The sequence below is a fragment of the Pelagibacterium nitratireducens genome (assembly GCF_037044555.1).
GTDB lineage: Bacteria > Pseudomonadota > Alphaproteobacteria > Rhizobiales > Devosiaceae > Pelagibacterium > Pelagibacterium nitratireducens.
Genome location: NZ_CP146275.1, coordinates 1,746,904 through 1,768,559 on the forward strand (window position 1 = coordinate 1,746,904; position 21,656 = coordinate 1,768,559).

22 protein-coding genes are annotated in these 21,656 nt (G+C 62.3%); 10 read left to right on the forward strand and 12 right to left on the reverse strand.

Going from position 1 to position 21,656, the window contains the following annotated elements:
- Positions 1-2: 2 nt before the first annotated feature.
- From rnr to V6617_RS08840, 9 genes are all read right to left on the reverse strand, one after another.
- Positions 3-2,297 (reverse strand): ribonuclease R, encoded by a 2,295-nt coding sequence (gene rnr / locus V6617_RS08800; RefSeq protein ID WP_338610506.1) that lies wholly within the window; start codon positions 2,295-2,297, stop codon positions 3-5.
- Positions 2,298-2,306: 9 nt separating this feature from the next.
- Positions 2,307-4,901 (reverse strand): type I DNA topoisomerase, encoded by a 2,595-nt coding sequence (gene topA / locus V6617_RS08805; RefSeq protein ID WP_338610507.1) that lies wholly within the window; start codon positions 4,899-4,901, stop codon positions 2,307-2,309.
- A gap of 123 nt (positions 4,902-5,024) precedes the next feature.
- On the reverse strand, positions 5,025-5,699 hold the full coding sequence (locus V6617_RS08810; RefSeq protein ID WP_338610508.1) for a DJ-1/PfpI family protein: 675 nt from the start codon (positions 5,697-5,699) through the stop codon (positions 5,025-5,027).
- A 10-nt stretch (positions 5,700-5,709) separates the two neighbouring features.
- Positions 5,710-6,825 carry a DNA-processing protein DprA gene (gene dprA / locus V6617_RS08815; RefSeq protein ID WP_338610510.1) on the reverse strand — a complete coding sequence of 372 codons (1,116 nt, stop codon included), beginning with the start codon at positions 6,823-6,825 and terminating at the stop codon, positions 5,710-5,712.
- 9 nt (positions 6,826-6,834) lie between these two features.
- Positions 6,835-7,437 (reverse strand): glycerol-3-phosphate 1-O-acyltransferase PlsY, encoded by a 603-nt coding sequence (gene plsY / locus V6617_RS08820; RefSeq protein ID WP_338610512.1) that lies wholly within the window; start codon positions 7,435-7,437, stop codon positions 6,835-6,837.
- On the reverse strand, positions 7,434-8,732 hold the full coding sequence (pyrC, locus tag V6617_RS08825) for a dihydroorotase (protein ID WP_338610514.1): 1,299 nt from the start codon (positions 8,730-8,732) through the stop codon (positions 7,434-7,436). The genes plsY and pyrC overlap by 4 nt, the downstream gene beginning before the upstream one ends.
- Positions 8,725-9,714 carry an aspartate carbamoyltransferase catalytic subunit gene (locus tag V6617_RS08830; RefSeq protein ID WP_338610516.1) on the reverse strand — a complete coding sequence of 330 codons (990 nt, stop codon included), beginning with the start codon at positions 9,712-9,714 and terminating at the stop codon, positions 8,725-8,727. Before V6617_RS08830 ends, pyrC begins: the two co-directional genes overlap by 8 nt.
- Positions 9,715-9,800: 86 nt before the next feature.
- Positions 9,801-10,220 carry a DUF4345 domain-containing protein gene (locus V6617_RS08835; protein WP_338610518.1) on the reverse strand — a complete coding sequence of 140 codons (420 nt, stop codon included), beginning with the start codon at positions 10,218-10,220 and terminating at the stop codon, positions 9,801-9,803.
- Positions 10,202-11,032, reverse strand: a complete 831-nt coding sequence (locus tag V6617_RS08840) for an SDR family oxidoreductase (RefSeq protein WP_338610520.1) — start codon at positions 11,030-11,032, stop codon at positions 10,202-10,204. The genes V6617_RS08835 and V6617_RS08840 overlap by 19 nt, the downstream gene beginning before the upstream one ends.
- A gap of 189 nt (positions 11,033-11,221) precedes the next feature.
- Between V6617_RS08840 and V6617_RS08845 the strand changes: the two genes are divergently transcribed.
- Positions 11,222-12,118, forward strand: coding sequence for an AraC family transcriptional regulator (locus tag V6617_RS08845; RefSeq protein ID WP_338610522.1), 897 nt, complete (start codon positions 11,222-11,224; stop codon positions 12,116-12,118).
- Here V6617_RS08845 and ruvX read toward each other — a convergent pair.
- The gene (ruvX, locus tag V6617_RS08850; RefSeq protein WP_338610524.1) at positions 12,104-12,562 is read right to left on the reverse strand and encodes a Holliday junction resolvase RuvX; all 459 of its coding nucleotides are present in this window, start codon (positions 12,560-12,562) and stop codon (positions 12,104-12,106) included. The two genes, V6617_RS08845 and ruvX, sit on opposite strands and share 15 nt — an antisense overlap.
- Before the next feature lie 71 nt (positions 12,563-12,633).
- Here ruvX and V6617_RS08855 point away from each other — a divergent pair, with 71 nt between their 5' ends.
- The 6 genes from V6617_RS08855 (at position 12,634) to V6617_RS08880 (ending at position 16,684) form a co-directional block, all read left to right on the forward strand.
- Positions 12,634-13,170: a hypothetical protein gene (locus V6617_RS08855; RefSeq protein ID WP_338610526.1), complete on the forward strand. Its 537-nt coding sequence runs from the start codon at positions 12,634-12,636 to the stop codon at positions 13,168-13,170.
- A 111-nt stretch (positions 13,171-13,281) separates the two neighbouring features.
- Positions 13,282-13,569, forward strand: a complete 288-nt coding sequence (gatC, locus tag V6617_RS08860; protein ID WP_338610529.1) for an Asp-tRNA(Asn)/Glu-tRNA(Gln) amidotransferase subunit GatC — start codon at positions 13,282-13,284, stop codon at positions 13,567-13,569.
- 3 nt (positions 13,570-13,572) lie between these two features.
- Complete coding sequence (locus tag V6617_RS08865; protein WP_338610531.1) at positions 13,573-14,040, forward strand: GNAT family N-acetyltransferase; 468 nt, start codon at positions 13,573-13,575, stop codon at positions 14,038-14,040.
- Between the two features lie 10 nt (positions 14,041-14,050).
- On the forward strand, positions 14,051-15,535 hold the full coding sequence (gene gatA / locus V6617_RS08870; protein ID WP_338610533.1) for an Asp-tRNA(Asn)/Glu-tRNA(Gln) amidotransferase subunit GatA: 1,485 nt from the start codon (positions 14,051-14,053) through the stop codon (positions 15,533-15,535).
- Complete coding sequence (locus V6617_RS08875) at positions 15,526-16,296, forward strand: pentapeptide repeat-containing protein (protein WP_338610535.1); 771 nt, start codon at positions 15,526-15,528, stop codon at positions 16,294-16,296. Before gatA ends, V6617_RS08875 begins: the two co-directional genes overlap by 10 nt.
- A 73-nt stretch (positions 16,297-16,369) precedes the next feature.
- Entirely contained in the window at positions 16,370-16,684 is a 315-nt protein-coding gene (locus V6617_RS08880) for a hypothetical protein (RefSeq protein WP_338610537.1), read from the forward strand.
- Positions 16,685-17,588: 904 nt separating this feature from the next.
- Here V6617_RS08880 and V6617_RS08885 read toward each other — a convergent pair.
- Positions 17,589-17,846 (reverse strand): YjhX family toxin, encoded by a 258-nt coding sequence (locus V6617_RS08885; protein WP_338610538.1) that lies wholly within the window; start codon positions 17,844-17,846, stop codon positions 17,589-17,591.
- 257 nt (positions 17,847-18,103) lie between these two features.
- On the opposite strand from V6617_RS08885, the gene V6617_RS08890 reads away from it, so the two are divergent.
- From V6617_RS08890 to gatB, 3 genes are all read left to right on the forward strand, one after another.
- Entirely contained in the window at positions 18,104-18,418 is a 315-nt protein-coding gene (locus V6617_RS08890; RefSeq protein WP_338610539.1) for a chorismate mutase, read from the forward strand.
- 13 nt (positions 18,419-18,431) lie between these two features.
- Entirely contained in the window at positions 18,432-18,947 is a 516-nt protein-coding gene (locus tag V6617_RS08895) for a GNAT family N-acetyltransferase (protein ID WP_338610540.1), read from the forward strand.
- Between the two features lie 83 nt (positions 18,948-19,030).
- Complete coding sequence (gene gatB, locus V6617_RS08900; RefSeq protein ID WP_338610542.1) at positions 19,031-20,515, forward strand: Asp-tRNA(Asn)/Glu-tRNA(Gln) amidotransferase subunit GatB; 1,485 nt, start codon at positions 19,031-19,033, stop codon at positions 20,513-20,515.
- A 238-nt stretch (positions 20,516-20,753) separates the two neighbouring features.
- On the opposite strand, the gene V6617_RS08905 is transcribed toward gatB, so the two are convergent.
- A complete protein-coding gene (locus V6617_RS08905; protein WP_338610544.1) occupies positions 20,754-21,653 on the reverse strand; it encodes a DMT family transporter in 900 nt (299 codons plus the stop codon).
- Positions 21,654-21,656: the final 3 nt, after the last annotated feature.

Sequence of the window (21,656 nt, forward strand, 5' to 3'; positions counted from 1 at the left end):
GGCTATCTCCTCGCGCGGTGTCCGCGCGGTGTCGGCTTGCCCTTGCGGTCTCTGCGGCCGCGTGTCGGGCCGGGTGGCTTGACCCGTTCACCTTCAGATAGAACTTCAAACCGCAGCGCGCCAGCCATGGGCGCTGCTTCAAGCAGTCGCACCTCGACCCGGTCGCCGATTCGGAACCGCTCGCCGGTGCGTTCACCGATCAGGGCCTGCTGGTCCTCGAAATGGCGGAAATAATCCTGGCCGAGCGAGGAGACGGGCACGAAACCATCGGCACCGGTTTCATCGAGCCGCACGAACAGGCCCGCGCCGACAAGGCCGGCGATTTTGCCGGTGAACCGGGCGCCGATATGGGCAGCCAGATATTGCGCCAGAAGACGGTCGGACGTTTCGCGCTCGGCAACCATGGCGCGGCGCTCGGTGGCCGAAATGTGCTCGCCAATCGAGCCCAGCCGCTGTTCCTCGGCCACACTCAGCCCATCATCGCCAAGATCGAGCGCCCGGATCAGGGCGCGATGGACGATCAGATCCGCATAGCGGCGGATGGGCGATGTGAAATGGGCGTAGCGGTCGAGGTTGAGGCCGTAATGGCCATAATTGCCCGGCGCATATTCCGCCTGCGCCTGGCTGCGCAGCACCATTTCGTTGACCTGCTGGCTCTTGCCGGCCTTGTCGGCACGGTAAAGGATCTGGTTGAAATCTTTCGGCCTTAGCGCTTCGCTGCGCGGCACAGGCAGGTCGAGAGACTTCAGGAATTCGCCAAGCGTCACGATCTTTTCCTGGCTCGGCGCATCGTGGACACGATAGAGCAGGCCGAGTTTGTGTTTTTCCAGCGTCTCTGCGGCGCAGACGTTGGACAGGATCATCATCTCTTCGATGAGCTTGTGGGCGTCCAGCCTCTCGGGGACATAGACGCCCTCGACCATGCCGTTGGCATCGAGCCGGATGCGGCGCTCGGGCAGGTCGAGCGCCAGCGGGCCGCGCCGGTCGCGGGCTTTCGCGAGCGCCGCATAGGCGGCCCACAGGGGTTTGAGGATCGGTTCGAGCAAGGGGCCGGTCACGTCGTCGGGCTGGCCGTCTATTGCAGCCTGAGCCTGCTGGTAGCTGAGCTTGGCCGCCGAGCGCATCATCACCCGATGGAAGGAATGGCTCTTCTTGTTGCCTTCGGCGTCGATCACGATGCGCAGCGCCATGGAGGCGCGATTTTCACCTTCGCGCAGCGAACACAGATCGTTTGAAATACGCTCGGGCAGCATGGGCACGACCCGGTCGGGGAAATAGACCGAATTGCCACGCAGGAACGCCTCGCGGTCCATGGTCGAGCCCGACTTCACATAATAGGAAACATCGGCGATCCCCACGCGGATTATGAAGCCGCCGGCATTATTGGGGTCGGTATCGGGTTCGGCGTGAACGGCGTCGTCATGGTCCTTGGCATCGGCAGGGTCGATGGTGACCAGCGGGATGTCGCGCCAGTCCTCGCGGCCCTTGAGCGGTGCTTCCTGAGCCTCTTCGGATTCCTTGAGGACGGAGGCGGGGAACCGATAAGGAATATCGAGCGAATGGAGGGCGATCAGGCTGACTGCGCCCTCAGACTGCGGGTTACCCACAACGCTGACCACCTTGGCGCGCGGGATCATCATCCGGCCCGAAACGGTCACCTCGACTTCGACCAGATCGCCGTCTTTGGCGTCACCGAGATCGCCGGCGGAAATCCGCATTTCGCGGGCCTTGCGCTCGATAGGCACCAGCCGGGCGCCGTCGTCGTCCATGCGCACGATGCCCAGATCGGCCTTGCGGGGCTTGTCGAGCACCTTCATGGGCCGGGCGGTGTAGGTCGGCACGGTGCCGCCATCGCGCTGGATGCGGGCAAGAATTCGGTCGCCGGGGCCGGGGACGACGCGGGCATCCTTGCTCACCGACACCGCCACGCGGGGCTTTTCGCCCTCGTCTTCGTCCCATTTGGCGGGGAAGGCGTGAAGATTGTCAGGATCGGCATCGGCGGGAATGTCGAGCACGGTCACTGCAGGCAATTCACCCACGGGACGCAATTCCTTGCGCTTGCGGGCCAGAAGGCCCTCTTTTTCCATGTCGCGCAGCAGCACCTTGAGCGGCACGCGGTCGTCGCCCTTGATGTTGAAATGCCGGGCGATCTCGCGTTTGGAATTGATCTCGGGGAAATCGGCGATCGCTTCGAGAATCTGTTCGCGGGTCGGCAATTGACCGGGTGTAAAGCTGGCCGAACGCCGGCCCTTACGCGGAGCGGGGGCCGAAGGGGATTGTCCTGTGCGTTTGGCCATTTCTATCCTTTAGGCCTCGGCCTTCTTCTTGGCTGCTGGCTTTTTGGTTGCCGTCTTCTTTGCCGCCGGCTTTTTGGCGGCCGGCTTTTTTGCTGCTGCTTTGGGTTTGGCTTTCGCCTTGCCCTTCGAACCGCCCTTGGCGGCGATCAGTTCCAGGGCTTTTTCAAGCGTCACGGCTTCGGGGGCCAGATCCTTGGGCAGGGTGGCGTTGACCTTGCCCTGATTGACATAAGGGCCGTAGCGGCCCGCGCGAACCGTGATCGGACCGTCGTCATGCTCGAAGGTCTGGATCGCCGCCACCGCGGCCCCACGTCCTCCGCGCCCGCCGCCGGCCCGCTTCTGGGCGATCAGGTCAACAGCGCGGTTGAGCCCGACTGTGAAAACTTCTTCCACATCAGGGAGATTGGCATATGTCTTCTCGTGCAACACGAAGGGGCCGTAACGCCCGATCCCTGCGGTGATCGGCTTGCTGTCTTCGGGATGCAGACCGACTTCGCGCGGTAGGGACAGCAGCTTGAGCGCCTTTTCCAGATCCATGGCACCGACATCCCAGCCCTTGGGGATTGAGGAACGCTTGGCATCCTTGGCGTCTTCGCCAAGCTGCACATAGGGGCCGAACCGACCGGTTTTGAGGTAAATTTCCGATCCCGTTTCCGGATCCGCGCCCAGAACGCCATCGCCCTGTGCGGCTTCGGACGCCTGTCCGGTGGCGCTTTCGGCAAGCTGCTGGGTATGGCGGCATTCGGGATAGTTCGAGCAGCCGATAAAGGCGCCGTACTTGCCCAGTTTCAGCGAAAGCTGGCCGGTCCCGCAGGTCGGGCACAGCCGCGGGTCGGTCCCATCGGGCTTTTCGGGGAAGATATGGTGTCCCAGAAGGTCGTTGAGCGCATCGAGGACTTCGGAAACCCGCAGATCCTTGATCTCGTCGGCCTGATGGGAAAAATCCTTCCAGAAACGCCGCAGCACTTCCTTGTAGTCGATCCGGCCGGCCGAAATCTCGTCGAGCTCTTCCTCGAGACCGGCGGTAAAGCCGTATTCGACATATTTGGTGAAAAAGCTCTGCAGGAATGCCGTCACCAGCCGTCCGCGATCCTCGGGCATGATGGCGCGTTTTTCAAGCTTGATATAATCGCGATCCTGGAGCGTCTTGAGCGTCGCCGCATAGGTCGAGGGACGGCCGATCCCCAGCTCTTCCATCTTCTTGATGAGGCTCGCTTCAGTATAGCGGGCAGGGGGCTGGGTGAAATGCTGTTCGATCTCGACGTTTTCGAGCGCCGGGGTGTCGCCGACATCGAGCGCGGGCAGATCCTTGCCGTCCTCATCGTCCTCGTCGGTCTTTTCCACGCCATAGACGCCGAGAAAGCCCGGGAAGGTCACGACCGAACCCGTAGCACGCAGGGTAATGGCGCGGCCCGCGGCAATGACGTCGATATCGGCTGTGGTGCGTTCGATTTCGGCCGAGCGCATCTGGCTGGCCAGCGCGCGGCGCCAGATCAGCTGGTAGATCTTGTGCTGGTCGGGGTCGAGATTGCGCAGCGTATCGGGGTGCTTGCCCAGATCGGTGGGGCGGATCGCCTCGTGCGCTTCCTGGGCGTTTTTGGCCTTGGTCTGATAGAGGCGCGGCTTTTCGGGCACGTACTCGGTGCCGAATTCCTTGCCGATCACCCGGCGCGCAGCTTCGATGGCCTCGGGCGCCATCTGCACCGCGTCGGTGCGCATATAGGTGATCAGCCCGTCCTCATAGAGGCGCTGGGCAATCTGCATGGTGCGCGAAGGCGACAGCGACAGCCGCGAGGAGGCGTCCTGCTGCAGCGTGGATGTTGTGAACGGCGCGTACGGATTGCGCTTGGTCGGCTTCTTGTCGACGCTGGCGACCTTGAAATTGCCCTTCTCGATTGCGGCTTTGAGGCCTTCGGCATCCTCGCCGGTCTTGACGGCCAGCTTGTCGGTCTTGTCGCCATCGACCGAATACAGCCGCGTCGCAAAGCTCTTGCCGGACTGGTTGAGAGTCGGAATGACGCTCCAGTATTCCTGGGGCTTGAAGCGCTCGATCTCTTCCTCGCGCTCGGTGACCAGTCGCAGCGCGACCGATTGCACGCGACCTGCCGAGCGTGAGCCGGGCAGCTTGCGCCACAGGATTGGCGAGAGCGTGAACCCCACCAGATAATCAAGCGCCCGGCGCGCCAGATAGGCATCGACCAGCGGCGCATCGATATCGCGCGGATGCTGCATGGCGGTGGTCACGGCATCCTTGGTGATGGCGTTGAACACCACGCGCTTGACCGGCATGTCGGCCTTGATGGCCTTTTTCGCCTTGAGCGCATCGAGCAGGTGCCAGGAAATGGCTTCGCCTTCACGATCCGGGTCAGTTGCCAGAATCAACTCGTCGGCGCCCTTGAGGGCGCGGGTGATGTCGGCAAGGCGTTTTTTGGAGTTGGAATCGACTTCCCAACTCATGGCGAAATCGTCGTCGGGCCGCACCGATCCGTCCTTGGCGGGCAGGTCGCGCACATGGCCAAAGCTGGCCAGAACCTCGAAGTCCTTGCCCAGATATTTGTTGATGGTCTTTGCCTTGGCCGGGCTTTCGACGATGACGACTTTCATGCCTGTGACGGCTCCGCGAATAAGAGAGAATTGCCTTGAAGGGATGGAGATAGGGCGGAAGACACCCGCCCACAAGGTCCGCGCAAAATGGTGAAAGCGTTCGCTTCTGTCAATTGCGCGCGGTTATTGCAGCTTTTCGGCCGCCGCCTGGGATGCCTTCCGACGCTTTTCGATGAAGGGGCGTATTGCCTCCATCGCCTGCGTAAGGTCGGTCTCTGACGCCGTCCTTGGCGATCCGCCTGTGAACGGCGGCTGCGGATCGTATTCCATCCCCAACTGCGTCATTCTCGCACGCTCTTGGCCGAATAGTTGTGCGCTCAGGCTCAGCGCAAAGTCGATTCCCGACGTCACGCCGGCACCTGTTATCACATCGCCGTCGATCACGACGCGTTCGGCGACTGGCGTAACCCCGAACAGCGCGAGCTGGTCCAGTGACGTCCAGTGGCATGTTGCCCTGCGGCCCTTGAGCAGGCCCGCTGCAGCAAGGACCAGCGAGCCGGTACACACAGAAGTGACATAGCGTGCCGTCCGGGCCTGATCGCGCAGGAAGTCGAGCGTTTCGGGATCGTCCATAAGCGCGATTTGTCCGGGCCCCCCGGGCACGAAGACGATATCGGCCGGCGGGCAGGTCGAAAACGTATGTGTCGGCACAATGGCCAGCCCGTTCGCATCGCGCACCGGATCGAGCGTTTTCCACACCAGATGCAGCTTGAGCTCGGAAAAGCGCGCCATCACCTCGAACGGCCCGGTGAGATCGAGCTGTGTCAGGCGCGGATAGAGCAGCATGGTGACGTTCACAGGCGCACCCTCACGCCCTGAGCGCGAAAAGCTGACCGGCCGAGCGCTCGATCCGGCCGGCCAGTTCGAGTTCGAGCAGCAGGATCTGCATGACCGGGGCCGCAATGCCGGTCGCCTCGATCAGCATGTCGGTGGCCGTGGGGGCATGGCTGAGCGCTGTTATCAGGCGCCCGCGTTCGTCCTCGGATGGGTCCGCCGTGGCGGCGGGGGGAGATGAATCCGTGATCTCTTTTTCGAACAGCGGCAGGCGCGCCGGATCGGCATGGGTGAGTTCGGCGACGATGTCGCGCGCGCCGGTCACCAGTTTTGCGCCCTGCTGGATGAGGTGATTGCCGCCCTCGGCGCGCGGATCGAGTGGCGAGCCGGGCACGGCGAAGACCTCCCGGTCCTGTTCCAGTGCCAGCCGCGCGGTAATCAGCGATCCTGACCGCTTTGCGGCCTCGACGATGACCACGCCAAGGCAGATGCCGGCCACGAGCCGGTTGCGGCGGGGGAAATCGCGGGCGCGGGGCTCCCACCCGAGCGGCATTTCGGTGACCAGCGTGCCGCCCGCCTCGACAATGGCGCGGGCCAGGTCCTCATTTTCGCGGGGATAGATGTGGTCGAGACCGCCAGCCATCACGGCGACGGTCCCGGTTTGAAGCGAAGCGTGGTGCGCCGCCGCATCGATGCCGCGCGCCAGGCCCGAAACGATGACATAGCCTTCGCGCCCCAGATCGGTGGCGAGCAGCTGCGCCATGCGGCGTCCGGCGGCCGAGGCGTTGCGTGCACCCACGATGCCCACTGTCCGCTTGCCGGTCAAAGCGGTGCCACCCATCACGGTCAGAACAGGCGGTGGCCCGGCGACGTGGCGCAGATGGGGCGGATAGTCGGGGTCATTGATTGTAACCAGCCGCGCCCCGATTGCCTCGGTGCGCGCGATTTCGTCTTCGGCCTCGTCCCGGCTCGGGATTCCGACATGCTGGCCGCCGCCGCGCCGGGCCAGATGGGGCAGGGCGTCAAGCGCGGCGTCGGCCGAGCCGAACCGGTTGATGAGCGTGCGGAAGGTTGTCGGCCCGACATTCTCCGAACGGATAAGTCGGAGCCATGAAACGCGCTGGGATGGGGTCAAACTCGAGCGCGTCATCTATTCGGCCTAGCCTTGCCCGGCGTTTTTGCTGCTGCCAACCTTGCTTTCGGTTCCTCTGGCCAGCCGCATGATGTTTTCGCGATGGGTGATGAACAGCACGATCGAAAGGATGCCGGTGACCCAGGTCAGCGGCACGCCTGAAAAGGCGAAGGCAAACATCGGGGCTGTGGCCGCGGCAGTGAGGGCGGCGAGCGAGGAATAGCGCTGAGCGAACAGGATCAGCAGCCAGGTTGCGCAAAAGATCAGCCCGACCACCCAGTTGAGGGCCAGAAGGATGCCGACATAGGTTGCTACACCCTTGCCGCCCTTAAAGCCCAGCCAGACCGGGAAGATGTGGCCCATGAAGGCCGCAACGCCGGCGATCATCGCGGCCTCTTGGCCCCAGAGCCAGTTGGCGACCAGCACGGCCACGGCACCCTTGCCCGCATCGAGGAGCAGGGTTAGCGCCGCGATATCGCGCCGGCCGGTGCGCAGCACATTGGTTGCGCCGATATTGCCCGAACCGATGGTGCGGACGTCTCCGAGCCCGGCTGCTCTGGTGATCACAAATCCGAACGGAACCGAGCCGAGCAGATACCCCAATATAAGGGCCAGCGCATACTGGGTCATGCGAAGGCTTCCTCTCTATAAACAACGCGCCCGCCGACCAGGGTCGCCATGACCTTGCCCGACATGCGGGCGTTCTCGAACGTGGTGTTGGTCGAACGCGAGCGAATGGTAGCTTCCTCGACAATCCATGGATAGTCCGGATCGAAAAGACAAATATCGGCCTTGGCGCCCTTGGCGATCCGCCCGGCCTCTATTCCCAGAATTTCAGCGGGCCGCGCGGTCATGGCGCGCAGAATGGTCATCAGATCGACATCACCTGAATGGACGAGCCGCATGGCGGCGGCCAGCAGGGTCTCGAGCCCGATGGCGCCCGTCGCGGCGTCGGCAAAGGGCTGGCGCTTGCCTTCGGCATCCTGAGGGTCGTGATCGGAGACGATAACGTCGATGGTCCCGTCCTTGAGCGCTTCGACCAGCGCCAGCCTGTCGTCTTCGGTCCGCAGGGGCGGGTTGAGCTTGAAGAAGGTGCGGTACGAGCCGATGTCGTTTTCATTCAGGCACAGATTGTTGATCGAAGCGCCGACCGAAATGGCATTGCTGCGCTGCTTGTAGAATGCAGCCAGTTCGGCGGAACGGGCCGTCGAGATGGCTGCGGCGTGGTAGCGCGCGCCGGTCATCAGGGCCAGTTGCAGGTCGCGGTCGAGCGGGATGGTTTCAGCTTCTGCCGGAATGCCCTTGAGCCCCCGGAAGGTGGCCAGCGGCCCCGAATTCATTACCCCATCGGAAACCAGGTGCGCATCTGCGGGCAGGTGCATGATCGGCATATCGAAATTGGTGGCATAGACCATGGCGGCGCGGATCACCGCGCTGCTCTGGAGCGCTTTGCGCCCCTCGGTAAAGCACACCGCGCCCGCTTCCTTGAGCAGTCCGAATTCGGTGAGGTCCTTGCCCTCGGTGCCCGTGGTGATTGCAGCGGTTGGCAGGACGTTGACGCAGGTGGTCGCCTCGGCATGGCGGGCGATGAATTCGACCAGCGCGCTGTTGTCGATCACAGGTTGGGTGTCGGGCATGACGAGGATCGAGGTGACCCCGCCCGCTGCGGCAGCGCGGCCGGCACTCTTGAGTGTCTCCCGGTATTCGTGGCCGGGCTCGCCGGTAAACACCCGCATGTCGATAAGACCCGGCGCCAGCACCAGCCCTTTTGCATCGATGGTTTCGGCCTTGTCGGGTGCTCCGGGCGCCTTGCCCTCAACGATGTCCGATATGCGCCCGTTTTCGATCAGCACCGCGCCGGTGAAATCGGCATTGCTGGCGGGATCGATGATGCGCGCGTTTTTTATAAGGAAGGGCTTATTCACGGCCTTCCTCCTTGTTGAGCAGCGCATCGAGCACCGCCATGCGCACGGCGACGCCCATCTCGACCTGTTCGGTGATGACCGATTGCGGGCCGTCGGCAATGGCAGGGTCGATTTCCACGCCCCGGTTCATGGGGCCAGGGTGCATGACCAGGGCATCGGCATTGGCTCTGGCCAGCTTGTCGGCATCGAGCCCGTAAAAACGGTAATATTCGCGCACCGATGGGATCAGCTTGCCGCCCGAGGCACGTTCGTTCTGCAGCCGCAGCATCATCACAACGTCGACGCCTTCGAGGCCCTTTTCCATGTCGGTGAAGACTTCCGAGGCCATTTGTTCGACACCGCGCGGCAGCAGCGATTTTGGCGCGATGACCCGCGTACGGGCCTGCATGGCGCCCAGAAGAATAAGGTTCGAGCGGGCAACGCGCGAATTGGCGATATCGCCGCAGATCGCCACGGTCAGCCCGTTCAGCCGCCCCTTGTGGCGGCGGATGGTCAGCGCATCGAGCAGGGCCTGTGTGGGGTGCTCGTGAGCACCGTCACCAGCGTTGAGCACCGCGCATTCGACCTTTTGACTCAGCAATTCCACCGCGCCGGACGATCCGTGCCGCACGACGATGGCGTCGGGCTGCATGGCGTTCAGCGTCGCTGCGGTATCGATCAGCGTTTCGCCCTTGGCCACCGATGATGTGCGCACGGCCATGTTCATCACCGTCGCGCCCAGCCGCTTGCCGGCGATCTCGAAACTCGCCTGAGTGCGGGTCGAATTTTCGAAAAACAGATTGATCTGGGTCTTGCCCGCCAGGCTCGGCAGCGTCTTGCGCTGTCGCGAAATGGGGATCATCGCCTCGGCCCGGTCCAGGAGATCGATGATCTCGACCGGATTGAGCTGGGCGATTCCCAACAAATGCCTGTGGCGGAAAGGAAGAAAGGAACCGGACGCGCCGGCCTGCGTGTCCGAAGATTCTGGCTGTCGTCGTGCCATCTGATGTCCCACTTGCGACTGCCGGTCCCTACCGTATGGCGGCGGGGGCGGCAAGGGTCGCAAGCGAGATTTCTGTGATTCCCGGATTATGGGAGCCCGAGCCCCTCGGCATGTCTGCGCCGCCAGAAAAGCGCGCCGGCGATGCCGAGCAGCAGTTCTGATGTCATCGCAGTTATCAGGCCGGGTCCGGGCGGACCGTCCGCGGCGATCGCCAAGCCTCGTGCTGCGGCATGGCTGAGATAAAAGGCAGCCGCGGTGGCGAGCGGGAGGCGTCGCATATCGGGCCTCAACGCTCCGCGTGCGATAATGAACCCGATCAAGGCGAGCCAAAGTCCTGGCGAACGTAACTCGTTGGCCAGATCGATCGAAGCCGCCGGATCGATACCGTAGCTGCCATAAAAGGCGCCGGGCAGGGCGATCATACCCAGTCCGGTCAGCGCTGCGACCACTCCGGCCAGTAACAGATAGCCGCTTTCGAGCCGGGCGATCATGCTGCCTGCTGCCATGCGCCATTGGCGATTGCGGTGCGAAGATAATCGGCAAAGTCTCGCGGCTCACGCCTCAGCGCGCGCTGAACCCCGTCGCCAAGCCATTCATTGCGTCCGTCGAACACCTCGGCGCAGAGATTGGCGAGAAGATCGGCATCGTCTTTGCCGATGACGGGCAACAGGGCCGCGTGGAAGTCTTCGACGCTGAGCGGGATGTAGGTTACGTCCAGTCCGGATGCGGCCGAAATCTCCCTTGCGACATCGGCAAATGTCATGAGTCGCGGTCCCGTCACCTCATAAGTCTCGCTGGTGTGGCGCTCATCGAGCAGCGCGGCGACGGCCACATCGGCGATGTCGTCGGCGTCCACGAAGGGCTCGAGCCTGTCGTCGGCGGCCAGCGCCAGCGTGCCCGAGAGAACCGAAGGGAGCAGTTGGCCCTCATCGAAGTTCTGGTTGAACCAGCTTGCCCGCACAATGACATGGTCAAGTCCGCTCCGGCGTACCCTGTCCTCGGACAGCTCGGCGCCGTGCTCGCCGCGCCCCGAAAGCAGAACGATCTTGCGAAGTCCTTGAGCCCTAGCGGTCGTGGCGAACCGCTCGATGATTTCGGGTGCGCCGGGAACCGCCAGGTCGGGCACGTAGGTGACAAAGGCACTGTGCATGCCTTCCATGGCTCTTGCCCAGCCTGCCGGGTCCTCCCAGTCGAATACCGGTGCCGTGGAACGCGAAACGGCCCGATGGGGATGTCCGTTGTCGGCAAGGCGGTCGGCGACGCGGGAGCCGATTTTGCCGGTGGCACCGATGACGAGGATTGGATTGTCGATTGGCATTTTCTGTCTCCTGTTGACGATAATGCCAATGTCAGGCGAATGGTCTGGACGAACAATGATTTTTCGACCGGATATATTTGCGGTTCGTCTAAACATGTGGACTATCGGAAAGCGCTGGGTTAGTTTTTGGAGATGGACGATTGCTTTCAACCCGCGCCGCTGGCCGATCCCCTTGGCGAAGTGCTTCACATGTTGCGGCTCACAGGCACGCTCTATTGCCGTGCGACCATGACGGCGCCTTGGGGGATCGTCCTGCCCAGGCTCATCGATTCGATGATCTTCGTGATTGTCACCGCTGGACGCTGCATTGCTGAAATGGACGATGAGAGTGTGCCGCTCTCGGCTGGCACCATGGTGCTGCTTCCGCATGGCGACAGTTTCAAACTGCTGAGCGAGACGGGTGCCCACGCAGAGCCACTGTTCGACCTCCCGGTCGAAAAGATCAGCGAACGCTATGAGTTGATGACCCATGGTGGAGGCGGGGAGATGACGCGCGCCATGGCGGGCGTCGTGCAGTTCGACAGTGTTGCGGGGCAGCGACTGCTGAGCGTTTTGCCACGGGTTATCCGGATCGAGGGATGGGATGAGTCGCTTGGCGATTGGGTGCGGAGCACGCTGGGGCTGATTTCGCGCGAAGCGAGTTCGCTCAGGCCGGGGGGCGAAATCGTCATGACGCGGCTTGCCGATATTCTGGTCATTCAGGGTGTCCGAACCTGGCTCGACTCGGCGCCCGAAAGCGAACAGGGCTGGCTTGCCGCGTTGCGCGATCCGCAATTGGGGCGGGCGTTAGTGGCCATTCATCGCTATCCGCAAACCGACTGGACGCTCGCACAACTGGCCGCCCAGGCGGGTATGTCGCGTTCTGCCTTTTCGGCGCGGTTCAGCGCGCGGCTGGGGCAATCGGCCATGGCCTATCTTGGGCAATGGCGGTTGCATCTGGCCCGGGCGCGGCTCATGGAAACCACCGATCCGTTGGCTATGGTGGCTCGGGCGGCCGGCTATCAATCCGAGGCCGCTTTCAGCCGGGCCTTCCGGCAGTATTTTGGCAAACCTCCGGGTGCAACGCGTCGCTCAGTTGCGGCGTAAACGGTCCAGCGCACCCTGCAAAATGTAGCTGGCGGCCAGCTTGTCGACCACTTCGGCGCGCTTGGCGCGCGAAAGATCGGCTTCAAGCATGGTGCGGGTGACCGCCATTGTGGACATGCGCTCGTCCCAGAAGACGACCGGCAGATCGGTCTTTTGCTTCAGATTCCGCACGAACGCCCTGGCCGATTGGGCGCGGGGCCCCTCGCTGCCATCCATGTTGAGCGGCAGGCCCATGACGATGCCCGTCACATTGTTTTTGGCAATCAATGCCAGGAGGCGCTCCGCGTCCGCGGTAAATTTCGTGCGCTTGATGGTTTCGATCGGCGAGGCCGCCATGCGCAGGGAATCCGAGATCGCCACACCGATGGTCTTCGTACCCAGATCGAGCCCCATCAGCTTGCCCGCAGGACGCAGGTCGGCGAGGGCATAGGGGGCATCGGTCATTTCGAGGTTCCTTGCGGAGATTTCTCTGTCGGCTTATCAGCAGTTTGCGCCGCACTGGCAAGGGAAATGGAATGAAGATCACCTGGTTTGCCGATATGACCTTCCGCGTCCAGATCGCGGGGCGGATCATTGTTACTCATGTCGAGGGCGCTCCCGAGGGGATCGATCGCACCGAACTGATCGCCGGAGCCCAGACAGTTATTTCGGCCCAGAGTTCCGATCTTGCCCAGTTCGACGCCAAAGAATGGCGTCCGCGCCGCCGCCCGCGGCTGATCGACGAAGACGAGGGTGATGAGGGGCTCGACCTTTACCGGTTCGGCGCGCGCAGTCTTGTTGCCTATTCGGTCGATGAGGGGCTGCTGGTGCTCGAAGACGCCGGGGTCGGCGCGCAATGGAATGGGTTCGCGGACAATGGCGTTATCGTCCTCGCCGGATCGGGTGCGCAATGCGCCGCCCACGGCACCGCCTTGCTCGATATCGCCCGGCCGCGCCTCATTGCGCTGGCCGTCGACGATGGAGAGATCGACATCGCCTTCGACGCACTCGTGCCAAACCTGGGCCAGACGAGCCTGATCGTCCTTGAGCCCCGGCTCGCGGTGGAAGTGTAAGACGGATCGATCGAACCCATAAAGCCTTCCGATGGGCGGATTTGCCGATTGCGTTTGCTGGACGCCCATTGCTAAAAGCCCATTCAACACCAAGCTTGCCAGGAGATAGCTATGTCGGTCGACGCCGATACAGTAAGACGCATCGGGCGTCTGGCCCGCATCCGGATCACCGAAGACGAAGTCGCCGCCTATGAGGGTGAGCTCAACGCCATTCTCGGCTTTGTCGAACAGCTCGGCGAGGTCGATGTCGAAGGCGTCGAGCCGATGAATTCGGTGACCCCCATGACCCTGCGCCGCCGCGATGACGCGGTGACCGATGGCGGGTATGCTGATCGGATCGTCGCCAACGCGCCGATTTCGGAAGACAATTTCTTCATGGTCCCCAAGGTCGTGGAGTAGGCCGTGGCCGCAACCATAGCCATCGAGACGCCGTTGACCGACGAGGTGCGGGCGCTGGTCAAGGCGCTCAACGCCTACCTCAACCCGCTCTCACCGCCAGAGTTTCAGTTCCAGATGACCGTCGAACAGATGGCGGGTGCGGACACCACGGTGTTCATCGCCCGCGATGCGGCCGGACAGCCGGTGGGCATGGGCGCTCTCAAAACGTTCGGCGAGAACATGGCCGAGGTCAAGCGCATGTATACGCTGCCACAAGTGCGTGGCCAGCGCATCGGCGTCGCGCTGCTCGAGGCCATCGAGGCGCTTGCCCGCCAAAAGGGCGTTACGATGCTCAAGCTCGAAACCGGAAAAGTGGCCGGGTTCGAACCGGCCTGGCGGCTTTACGAGCGCGGTGGCTTTACCCGTTGCGGCGCCTTTCTCGATTATCCCGATAGCGAATATTCAGCCTTTTACGAAAAGGCCCTGATCTAAGGATTTATCCGTGACCGATCTTACCCGTCTGAGCCTCAAAGCCCTGCGCGATGGTATCGCCGCCAAGGAATTCACGGCGCTCGAAGCCACCGATTCCTATATTTCGGCCATCGAGGCCGGAAACGACAAGCTCAACGCCTATGTCGCCGTCACCGCCGAGCAGGCGCGCGAGATGGCCAAGGCATCCGACGCCAAAATCGCGTCCGGCGACAATGGTATGCTCGAAGGCGTGCCGCTTGGCGTCAAGGATCTGTTCGCCACAAAGGGCGTCCACACCCAGGCCGCCAGCCACATCCTCGATGGCTTCAAGCCCGAATATGAATCCACGGTCACAGAGCACCTGTGGGCCGACGGTGCCGTCATGCTGGGCAAGCTCAACATGGACGAATTCGCCATGGGTTCGTCCAACGAGACCTCGTATTACGGCCCCGTGGTCAATCCCTGGCGCGGGGAGGGCGGCAACAAGGATCTGGTGCCCGGCGGGTCCTCTGGCGGGTCCGCCGCCGCCGTTTCCGCATGGCTGTGCGCCGGCGCGACGGCCACCGACACCGGCGGTTCGATCCGCCAGCCAGCGGCGTTCACCGGCACCGTGGGCATCAAGCCGACCTATGGCCGCTGCTCGCGCTGGGGCACCGTTGCCTTCGCCTCCTCGCTCGATCAGGCCGGGCCGATTGCCCGCACCGTTGAGGATACGGCCCTGATGCTGCAGTCGATGGCCGGGTTCGACCCCAAGGATTCCACCTCGGTCGATATGGCCGTCCCCGATTTCGCCGCTGCGGTGGAGCGGGGCGTCAAGGGCATGACCATCGGCGTTCCGGCCGAATACCGCATGGACGGCATGCCCGAAGAGATCGAAAAGCTCTGGACCCAGGGCCTTGAATGGCTGAAAGCCGAAGGTGCGACGGTCAAGGACATTTCCCTGCCGCACACCAAATATGCGCTGCCGGCCTATTACATCGTCGCCCCCGCCGAAGCTTCGTCCAACCTCGCCCGCTACGACGGCGTCAAATACGGTCTGCGCGTTTCGGGCAAGGACATCACCGACATGTACGAATTGACCCGCGCCGAAGGGTTCGGTCGCGAGGTCAAACGCCGCGTGATGATCGGCACCTACGTGCTTTCGGCCGGCTATTACGACGCCTATTACGTCCGTGCCCAGAAGGTCCGCACCCTCATCAAGCGCGATTTCGAGGACGTCTTCAACGCTGGTGTCGATGCCATCCTGACCCCGGCCACGCCCTCGGCGGCCTTTGGCATCGCCGATCAGGAACTGCACGCCGATCCGGTCAAGATGTATCTCAACGACATCTTCACGGTGACCGTGAACATGGCCGGTCTGCCGGGCATTGCTGTTCCCGCCGGCAAGGACGGGCAGGGGCTTCCCCTCGGGCTACAGCTCATCGGCAAGCCGTTCGACGAAGAAACGCTATTTGCCGCCGGTCGGGTCATTGAAAAGAGCGCCGCTCTCGATCTGGCCCCCGCCAAATGGTGGTGATGACCCAGGGGCAGCTCGAAGAGCTGATCCTTGCCAAAAAGCCCGTCGAGAATGCCGATCTCTCGGCGATCGACTGGTCCGACCTCCCTGATGGCGCGCTGCATGCGCGCCATTGCGCCTTCCGCGATGCCCATTTGACCGATGCCGAGCTGGCAGGTGCAAAGTTCGAAAACTGCACCTTCGAGCGGGCCTGGTTCGGCGGCGCCAATTTCACCGATGCGACATTTTCCAATTGCTCGTTCTTTGATGCCGAAACCCGGCAGGGCTGCGATTTCTCCCGCGCTGATTTCGAGGGCGCGACGTTCGAGAACTGCAATCTGGCGACGGCGAAATTCGGGCTGGCAAGCCTGTTCGATACGACCTTCAAACATTGCAAGGCTGCAGGGGCAGATTTCGAGGATGCGCGGTTTGCCAAGGCCTCGGGCCGGGTCGCGGTTTCCCGCGTGCGCTTCATCGGCACCCAGCTCGATATGTCGAATTTCCGCCAGGCCCGGCTTGAAGACTGCGTGTTTTCCGAATGCAGCCTGCGCCAGGCCGATCTGCGCCAGACAACGCTTTCGAGCGCGGACATGCGTGGCTCGGACCTTTCCGAAGCCAATCTCAACGGCGCCATTCTCGATAATACCGATCTGCGCGAAGCTACGCTGCTCGGCCTCGATGTAACCGGGCTCACCAGCTTTGAAGGCGTCAGGGTTTCGGCCGACCAGTTGACCGATCTGGTGCGGCCTTTGGGCATCAGGGTCTTTCCGCGGGCCCGCTGAGCCACCATGTTGCACTGACGGCCCTTAGCGGCTAACTCACCTTTTCAACTGTTTACCGGTATGCACGAAACTCATGTCCGATATCTTCACCACCCACGATTGGTCCGCTCCGCCCAAGGATCTCAGCATGCCGCTTCAGGCGCTCTGGTGGATTCGCAAGGGCGAATTCCGCATGGGACCGGAATGGGAGGAGGCCCACCGGATCGTGGTCCAGATGGAAGGCGTCGAAGCCTTCGATTGGGTTCACGCCCTGCTGCACTGGATTGAAGCCGATATGGGGAACGCCGATTATTGGTACCGCCGCTCCGGAAAACGCCGGGCCGCGCCGTCGGTCTCCCAGGAATGGGAGCATATCGCCATGACGCTGTCCGAAGCGCCACGCCATTAGCCGCCGACGGCACTCGCCTCACCCCCAAAGTTATCCCGGAGCTTTGCCCAGGGATCTGCGACGCTGCCTGTGGGAGAAGCCGCGTGGCGGCCTCACGCTCCCCCCTCGCTTCCCCGGCGAACGCCGAGGTCCATGTGCCTCTCCTCCCGCACCGGAGCGGCGGCGATGCTGCTGGGTCCCGGATCGCGTCCGGGACAGCGATGGGAGTTGGGCAGGCTCCCGGCTCCATCACCACCACTCACTTCCCCCCATCGTCATCCTCGGGCTCGACCCGGGGATCTGCTGCATCGGGAAGCCGGTGAAGGGGTTGGGGACCGATGAAGCGCGAAGGCGCACCATTTCTGCTGCGCTAGTGGACGCCCTGCGGATCCCCGGGTCGAGCCCGAGGATGATGTGAGTGAAGTTGGAAACGCTGCGTAAAAAACTTTATCCCCGTCCCCAGTCCCTCATGGCATTCTCCCCTCACGGCCGCACCAGAGACGAGGATGCATACGAGCTTCCGGTGAGGGCAGGATGGAGAAAGGGGAAGCATGGGTCCGAGCCTTAGGACCGCATTGGCCTCCGGGCACTTCGATCCCATCCGACAGGCCGATCCGGGTTCCATGCGGGTCGCCGCAGGGAAGGCCCAAAGCGGACGGATGGCCGGGCGAGGATGGGAGTCCACGTCGTACTCCCGAAAGGGAGAGGGGCACCGCGGAAGGCACCAGCGATGGTGCCATCCCGACAAACCCCAGCCCGAGACGCCGCCATAAGCCAAAAACCCCGGATGCGTGGGGCGATGATCGCTTCATATAAAAACTAAATCATGCGGAGCGTTCATTGCCCCATGCCGTCTTTGAGTTTTGCGATAACCGCGGTCCGCTGGACCGGCGGACGATTTGCCGCGCCGGTCCATCGGCATCGTTCAGCGGTTGTCGGTTTGACTGCGCACCAACATCACGCCCCGCCTGGTTATCCGGTAGGGGCCACCACCCTGAGAGGCGATGGTCTTGCGGCGGCGCAGCTTCTTGAACAGCGTCATGTCGCACTGGGTCAAAAGCCAGCCGTCGCGGTTATAGCACTCGATGTCGGCGATTTTGCCGCGTGCGTCCTTGAGCGGCTGGATGTAGCCGCCCTGTGCCAACGCGTGCAGCACGCGCTGTTCGTCTCGGGAAATGTCCATGAAAGTGTGTCTGCAAATTTGGCGGAAAGGACCGCCAGCCGATCGAAACCGTGCCGCCCGCATAACGCAGGGAGGACGGTGGGTTCGATTTTCAGCCCAGCCTTATTTGACCGGGCCTCAGCGGAGCTCAGACAGATTACACATCAGGTGGTTGCTTAGACCGGTGGCTGCCGGCAGGCAAGTGGGCCGAATAGGGTGGTTGAAAATTGTCGTCCGCCGATGCACACCTGCATCACTGCCAAAATGGAAACACTGCAATGACCGCCATAAAACTGCCCGCCGACTGTGAAACCAAGGACGATGTGCGCGTCGAGATCGACCGGATCGATAACGCGCTGATCGAACTTTTTGCCGAGCGGCATGGCTATGTGACGCGGATGGCCGAGATCAAGACCGATCCCCATGAGGCCAACGATCCGGCCCGGATCGAGGCGATTGTCGCCAAGCGACGGGCCCAGGCTCTTGATCTCGATCTCGATGAAGATCAGGCCGAATTGCTCTGGCGCACATTAATTGACTGGAACATCAACTACGAAAAGGGCATCATCATTGCCCGGACCCGGAAAAAATAGAGCGCCAAGGGAAATGCTCGACAATCTGATCCTCCGCCGCGCCTCCATCGCCGAAGCCGACAAGCTCGGCAAGCTGGCTTTTGCGTCCTGGGATTCGAGCATGCGCCACATCATCAGCCCTGAATCCGAAGAGGGAATAGCTGCCGAACGTGCCGCGCTCGAGCTGTCGTTCCAGCTGTTCTGCATCACGGCCAGCGACGCGATCACGGTGGCCGAGCATGACGGGGAGCTGACGGGCTGGGGTGCCCGCGAGCCGATGAGTGATTATATATCCGATCTCTGGGTCACCCCCGCCCATCAGCGAAACGGCATTGGCCGTGCACTTCTTTCTGCCGTCGAGCAGGACATTTTCCGCGCCGGGCACGATGTCGCCGTGCTCGAAACTCACGCGGAAAATGGTGGAGCCATCCGCTTTTACGCTCGCGAGGGGTATGGGATCGTCTGGCGCGGGGTCAAATTCTCCCGCATGCTGGGCCAGCGCGTCGAAAAAGTGCGCATGGAAAAGCAATTGGTGGTCACGGCCCACTAGCCTGACGGCGGCAATTGTTTTATCCCCCACATCATATTTCCGCGCATTCTCGCGCCTGAGCAATCAAGCAGGTCTTCGCTTCCATGACACTGGTCGATACACGCACCCCCACCCCGAAATATTTCATCTCCGGCGCCACCGGCGATTGGGAAATGGTCATCGGTATGGAGGTGCATGCCCAGGTGACCTCGGAGTCCAAACTGTTCTCGGGCTCGTCCACCGAATTCGGCAATCCGCCCAATTCCAACGTCTCGTTTGTCGATGCCGCCATGCCCGGCATGCTGCCGGTCATCAACGAGGAATGCGTGCGCCAGGCCGTGCGCACCGGGCTGGGGCTCAAGGCCCAGATCAACAAGCGCTCGGTGTTCGACCGCAAGAACTATTTCTATCCCGATCTGCCTCAGGGCTATCAGATTTCCCAGTTCAAGGACCCTATCGTCGGCGAGGGCAAGGTCATGCTCGACCTCGGTGAAGACGGCGAGGTCGAAATCGGTATCGAGCGTCTGCATCTCGAACAGGACGCGGGCAAGTCGATTCACGATCAGCACCCCAATATGAGCTTTGTCGATCTCAACCGCTCGGGCGTGGCGCTCATGGAAATCGTCTCCAAGCCCGATCTGCGCTCGTCGGATGAAGCCAAGGCCTATCTCACCAAGCTGCGCACGATCCTGCGTTATCTGGGCACCTGCGACGGCAATATGGAGCAGGGCTCGATGCGCGCCGATATCAACGTTTCGGTTCGTCGCCCCGGCGGCGAATTCGGCACGCGCTGTGAGATCAAGAACGTCAATTCGGTCCGCTTTGCCGGCCAGGCCATCGAATATGAGGCGCGCCGCCAGATTGATATTCTGGAAGATGGCGGGGTGATCGATCAGGAAACCCGGCTTTACGATCCCAAGACCGGCACGACCCGGTCGATGCGGTCCAAGGAAGAAGCGCACGACTATCGGTATTTCCCCGATCCCGACCTGCTGCCGCTCGAATTCGATGACGCTTTCATCGCCATGCTCGCGGAGAACCTGCCCGAGCTCCCGGACGAAAAGAGCGCGCGTTTGGTCCAGGACTATGGCGTCACCCCTTACGATGCGTCTGTTCTGGTCTCGGATCGGCGCTATGCCGATTTTTACGAGGACGTCGCAAAGGGGCGCGATGGCAAGCTGGCCGCCAACTGGGTGATCAACGAATTTTTCGGACGCCTGTCCAAGGAAGGGCTTTCCATCGATGACAGCCCGATGGATGCCGGCCAGCTCGGCGGCATCGTGGATTTGATCTCCAAGGGTGAGATTTCGGGCAAGATCGCCAAGGATCTGTTCGAGATCGTGTGGACCGAAGGCGGCGATCCGGCCGAACTGGTTGAATCGCGGGGCATGAAGCAGGTCTCCGATACCGGGGCGATCGAAAAGATCGTCGATGAGATCATTGCCGGCAATCCCGGCCAGGTCGAAGCGGTCAAGACCAAGCCGGGTCTTCTGGGCTGGTTTGTCGGTCAGGTCATGAAGCAGACCGGCGGCAAGGCCAATCCGCAGACGGTCAATGAAATCCTGAAAGCCAAGCTGGGACTGGAATAGATAGGGAACACAGGCGATAGGGTTATCGTTGGTTGGGAAAGGAGGTCGCCATGACCAACCCACCACCCGACAACCCTATTCCCAATCCCGATCCCACCCCGCCGATTCCGGGGCCGAATCCCGACCCGGTTCCACGGCCGCCCGATAGTCCGGTCCCAGATCCCACCGATCCCATTCCGCATCCGCCGGAACCGGAAATTCCGCCCAATCCGGGCGATCCCGTTCAGCCGACGCGGAGCTAATCGGCGGTTCGTGAGCGCAGGCCCAGCAGGCGGGGCAGGCGGCCATCGATCATCAACAGACCGATGAAGATGGCCAGCATGCCCAAGAGATGGGTGGGCAGAATGATTTCCCCGAGCAGCACGAAGCCGAATATGATCGCGGATACGGGCGCGATGAAGGTTACCGTCGAAAAGTTGGTCGCACCGATCCGGGGCAGGATGCGATACATGATGATGAACGTGAAGGTCGTGGCCATAAGTCCGATCCCAAAGGCGGCCAGCCAGGTTTCCGGCAAGGTAATGACCGGCGGACCCTCAAAGCCGAAGGCCACGATCGCCGAGCTCAGGCCCGCGCCTGACAGGGCCATGACCGCGAATGCCGTCGGCTCAACGGATTTGAAGCTGCGGGTAATGTTGAGCGAAAACGCGTAGCAGATCGTCGCGCCCAGGCATGCGGCGATGGCCCAGAGTTGCGAATTTCCGCCGCTCTGAAGAGCCGGCGAGGCAAGAATGGCAACGCCGGTGAACCCGCAAACCACGCCGACGAATTTAAGCACGCTGGCCCGTTCCCCATCGCGGAAGAACAGTGAGATGATCACCGTCATGATGGGGGTCAGGGCATTGATGATCGCCGCGACACCACTCGCCAGGCTCCCTTGAGCCAGCGGATAGAGGGCGAACGGGATCGAATAGGCCAGCCAGCCCAGTGCACCGAGTTTGAGCCAGAGCATGGGGTCGCGCGGCACGGGTTTGCGCATGACGAACAGCGCCACCCAGCAGCCCAGCGCGCCGATACAGACGCGCAGCGCCGAAACCCAGAGAGGTCCGAGTTCGCGAATCAGGATTGCGTTAAAAATGAAAGAGAAGCCCCAGATCCCTCCGAGCAGAAGAATCCAGAACCAGTCACGAGTCGCCATGGG

Bases quoted from the DNA above. Each gene is read 5' to 3' on its own strand.
- V6617_RS08835 (WP_338610518.1), bottom strand. From the start codon at position 10,220: ATGGCAGCAGGCAGCATGATCGCCCGGCTCGAAAGCGGCTATCTGTTA.
- gatB (WP_338610542.1), top strand. From the start codon at position 19,031: ATGACACTGGTCGATACACGCACCCCCACCCCGAAATATTTCATCTCC.
- topA (WP_338610507.1), bottom strand. From the start codon at position 4,901: ATGAAAGTCGTCATCGTCGAAAGCCCGGCCAAGGCAAAGACCATCAAC.
- V6617_RS08840 (WP_338610520.1), bottom strand. From the start codon at position 11,032: ATGCCAATCGACAATCCAATCCTCGTCATCGGTGCCACCGGCAAAATC.
- V6617_RS08845 (WP_338610522.1), top strand. From the start codon at position 11,222: ATGTTGCGGCTCACAGGCACGCTCTATTGCCGTGCGACCATGACGGCG.
- V6617_RS08875 (WP_338610535.1), top strand. From the start codon at position 15,526: ATGGTGGTGATGACCCAGGGGCAGCTCGAAGAGCTGATCCTTGCCAAA.
- V6617_RS08895 (WP_338610540.1), top strand. From the start codon at position 18,432: ATGCTCGACAATCTGATCCTCCGCCGCGCCTCCATCGCCGAAGCCGAC.
- V6617_RS08855 (WP_338610526.1), top strand. From the start codon at position 12,634: ATGAAGATCACCTGGTTTGCCGATATGACCTTCCGCGTCCAGATCGCG.
- plsY (WP_338610512.1), bottom strand. From the start codon at position 7,437: ATGACCCAGTATGCGCTGGCCCTTATATTGGGGTATCTGCTCGGCTCG.
- V6617_RS08880 (WP_338610537.1), top strand. From the start codon at position 16,370: ATGTCCGATATCTTCACCACCCACGATTGGTCCGCTCCGCCCAAGGAT.
- V6617_RS08830 (WP_338610516.1), bottom strand. From the start codon at position 9,714: ATGGCACGACGACAGCCAGAATCTTCGGACACGCAGGCCGGCGCGTCC.
- rnr (WP_338610506.1), bottom strand. From the start codon at position 2,297: ATGGCCAAACGCACAGGACAATCCCCTTCGGCCCCCGCTCCGCGTAAG.
- dprA (WP_338610510.1), bottom strand. From the start codon at position 6,825: ATGACGCGCTCGAGTTTGACCCCATCCCAGCGCGTTTCATGGCTCCGA.
- V6617_RS08905 (WP_338610544.1), bottom strand. From the start codon at position 21,653: ATGGCGACTCGTGACTGGTTCTGGATTCTTCTGCTCGGAGGGATCTGG.
- V6617_RS08890 (WP_338610539.1), top strand. From the start codon at position 18,104: ATGACCGCCATAAAACTGCCCGCCGACTGTGAAACCAAGGACGATGTG.
- V6617_RS08885 (WP_338610538.1), bottom strand. From the start codon at position 17,846: ATGGACATTTCCCGAGACGAACAGCGCGTGCTGCACGCGTTGGCACAG.
- gatC (WP_338610529.1), top strand. From the start codon at position 13,282: ATGTCGGTCGACGCCGATACAGTAAGACGCATCGGGCGTCTGGCCCGC.
- ruvX (WP_338610524.1), bottom strand. From the start codon at position 12,562: ATGACCGATGCCCCCTATGCCCTCGCCGACCTGCGTCCTGCGGGCAAG.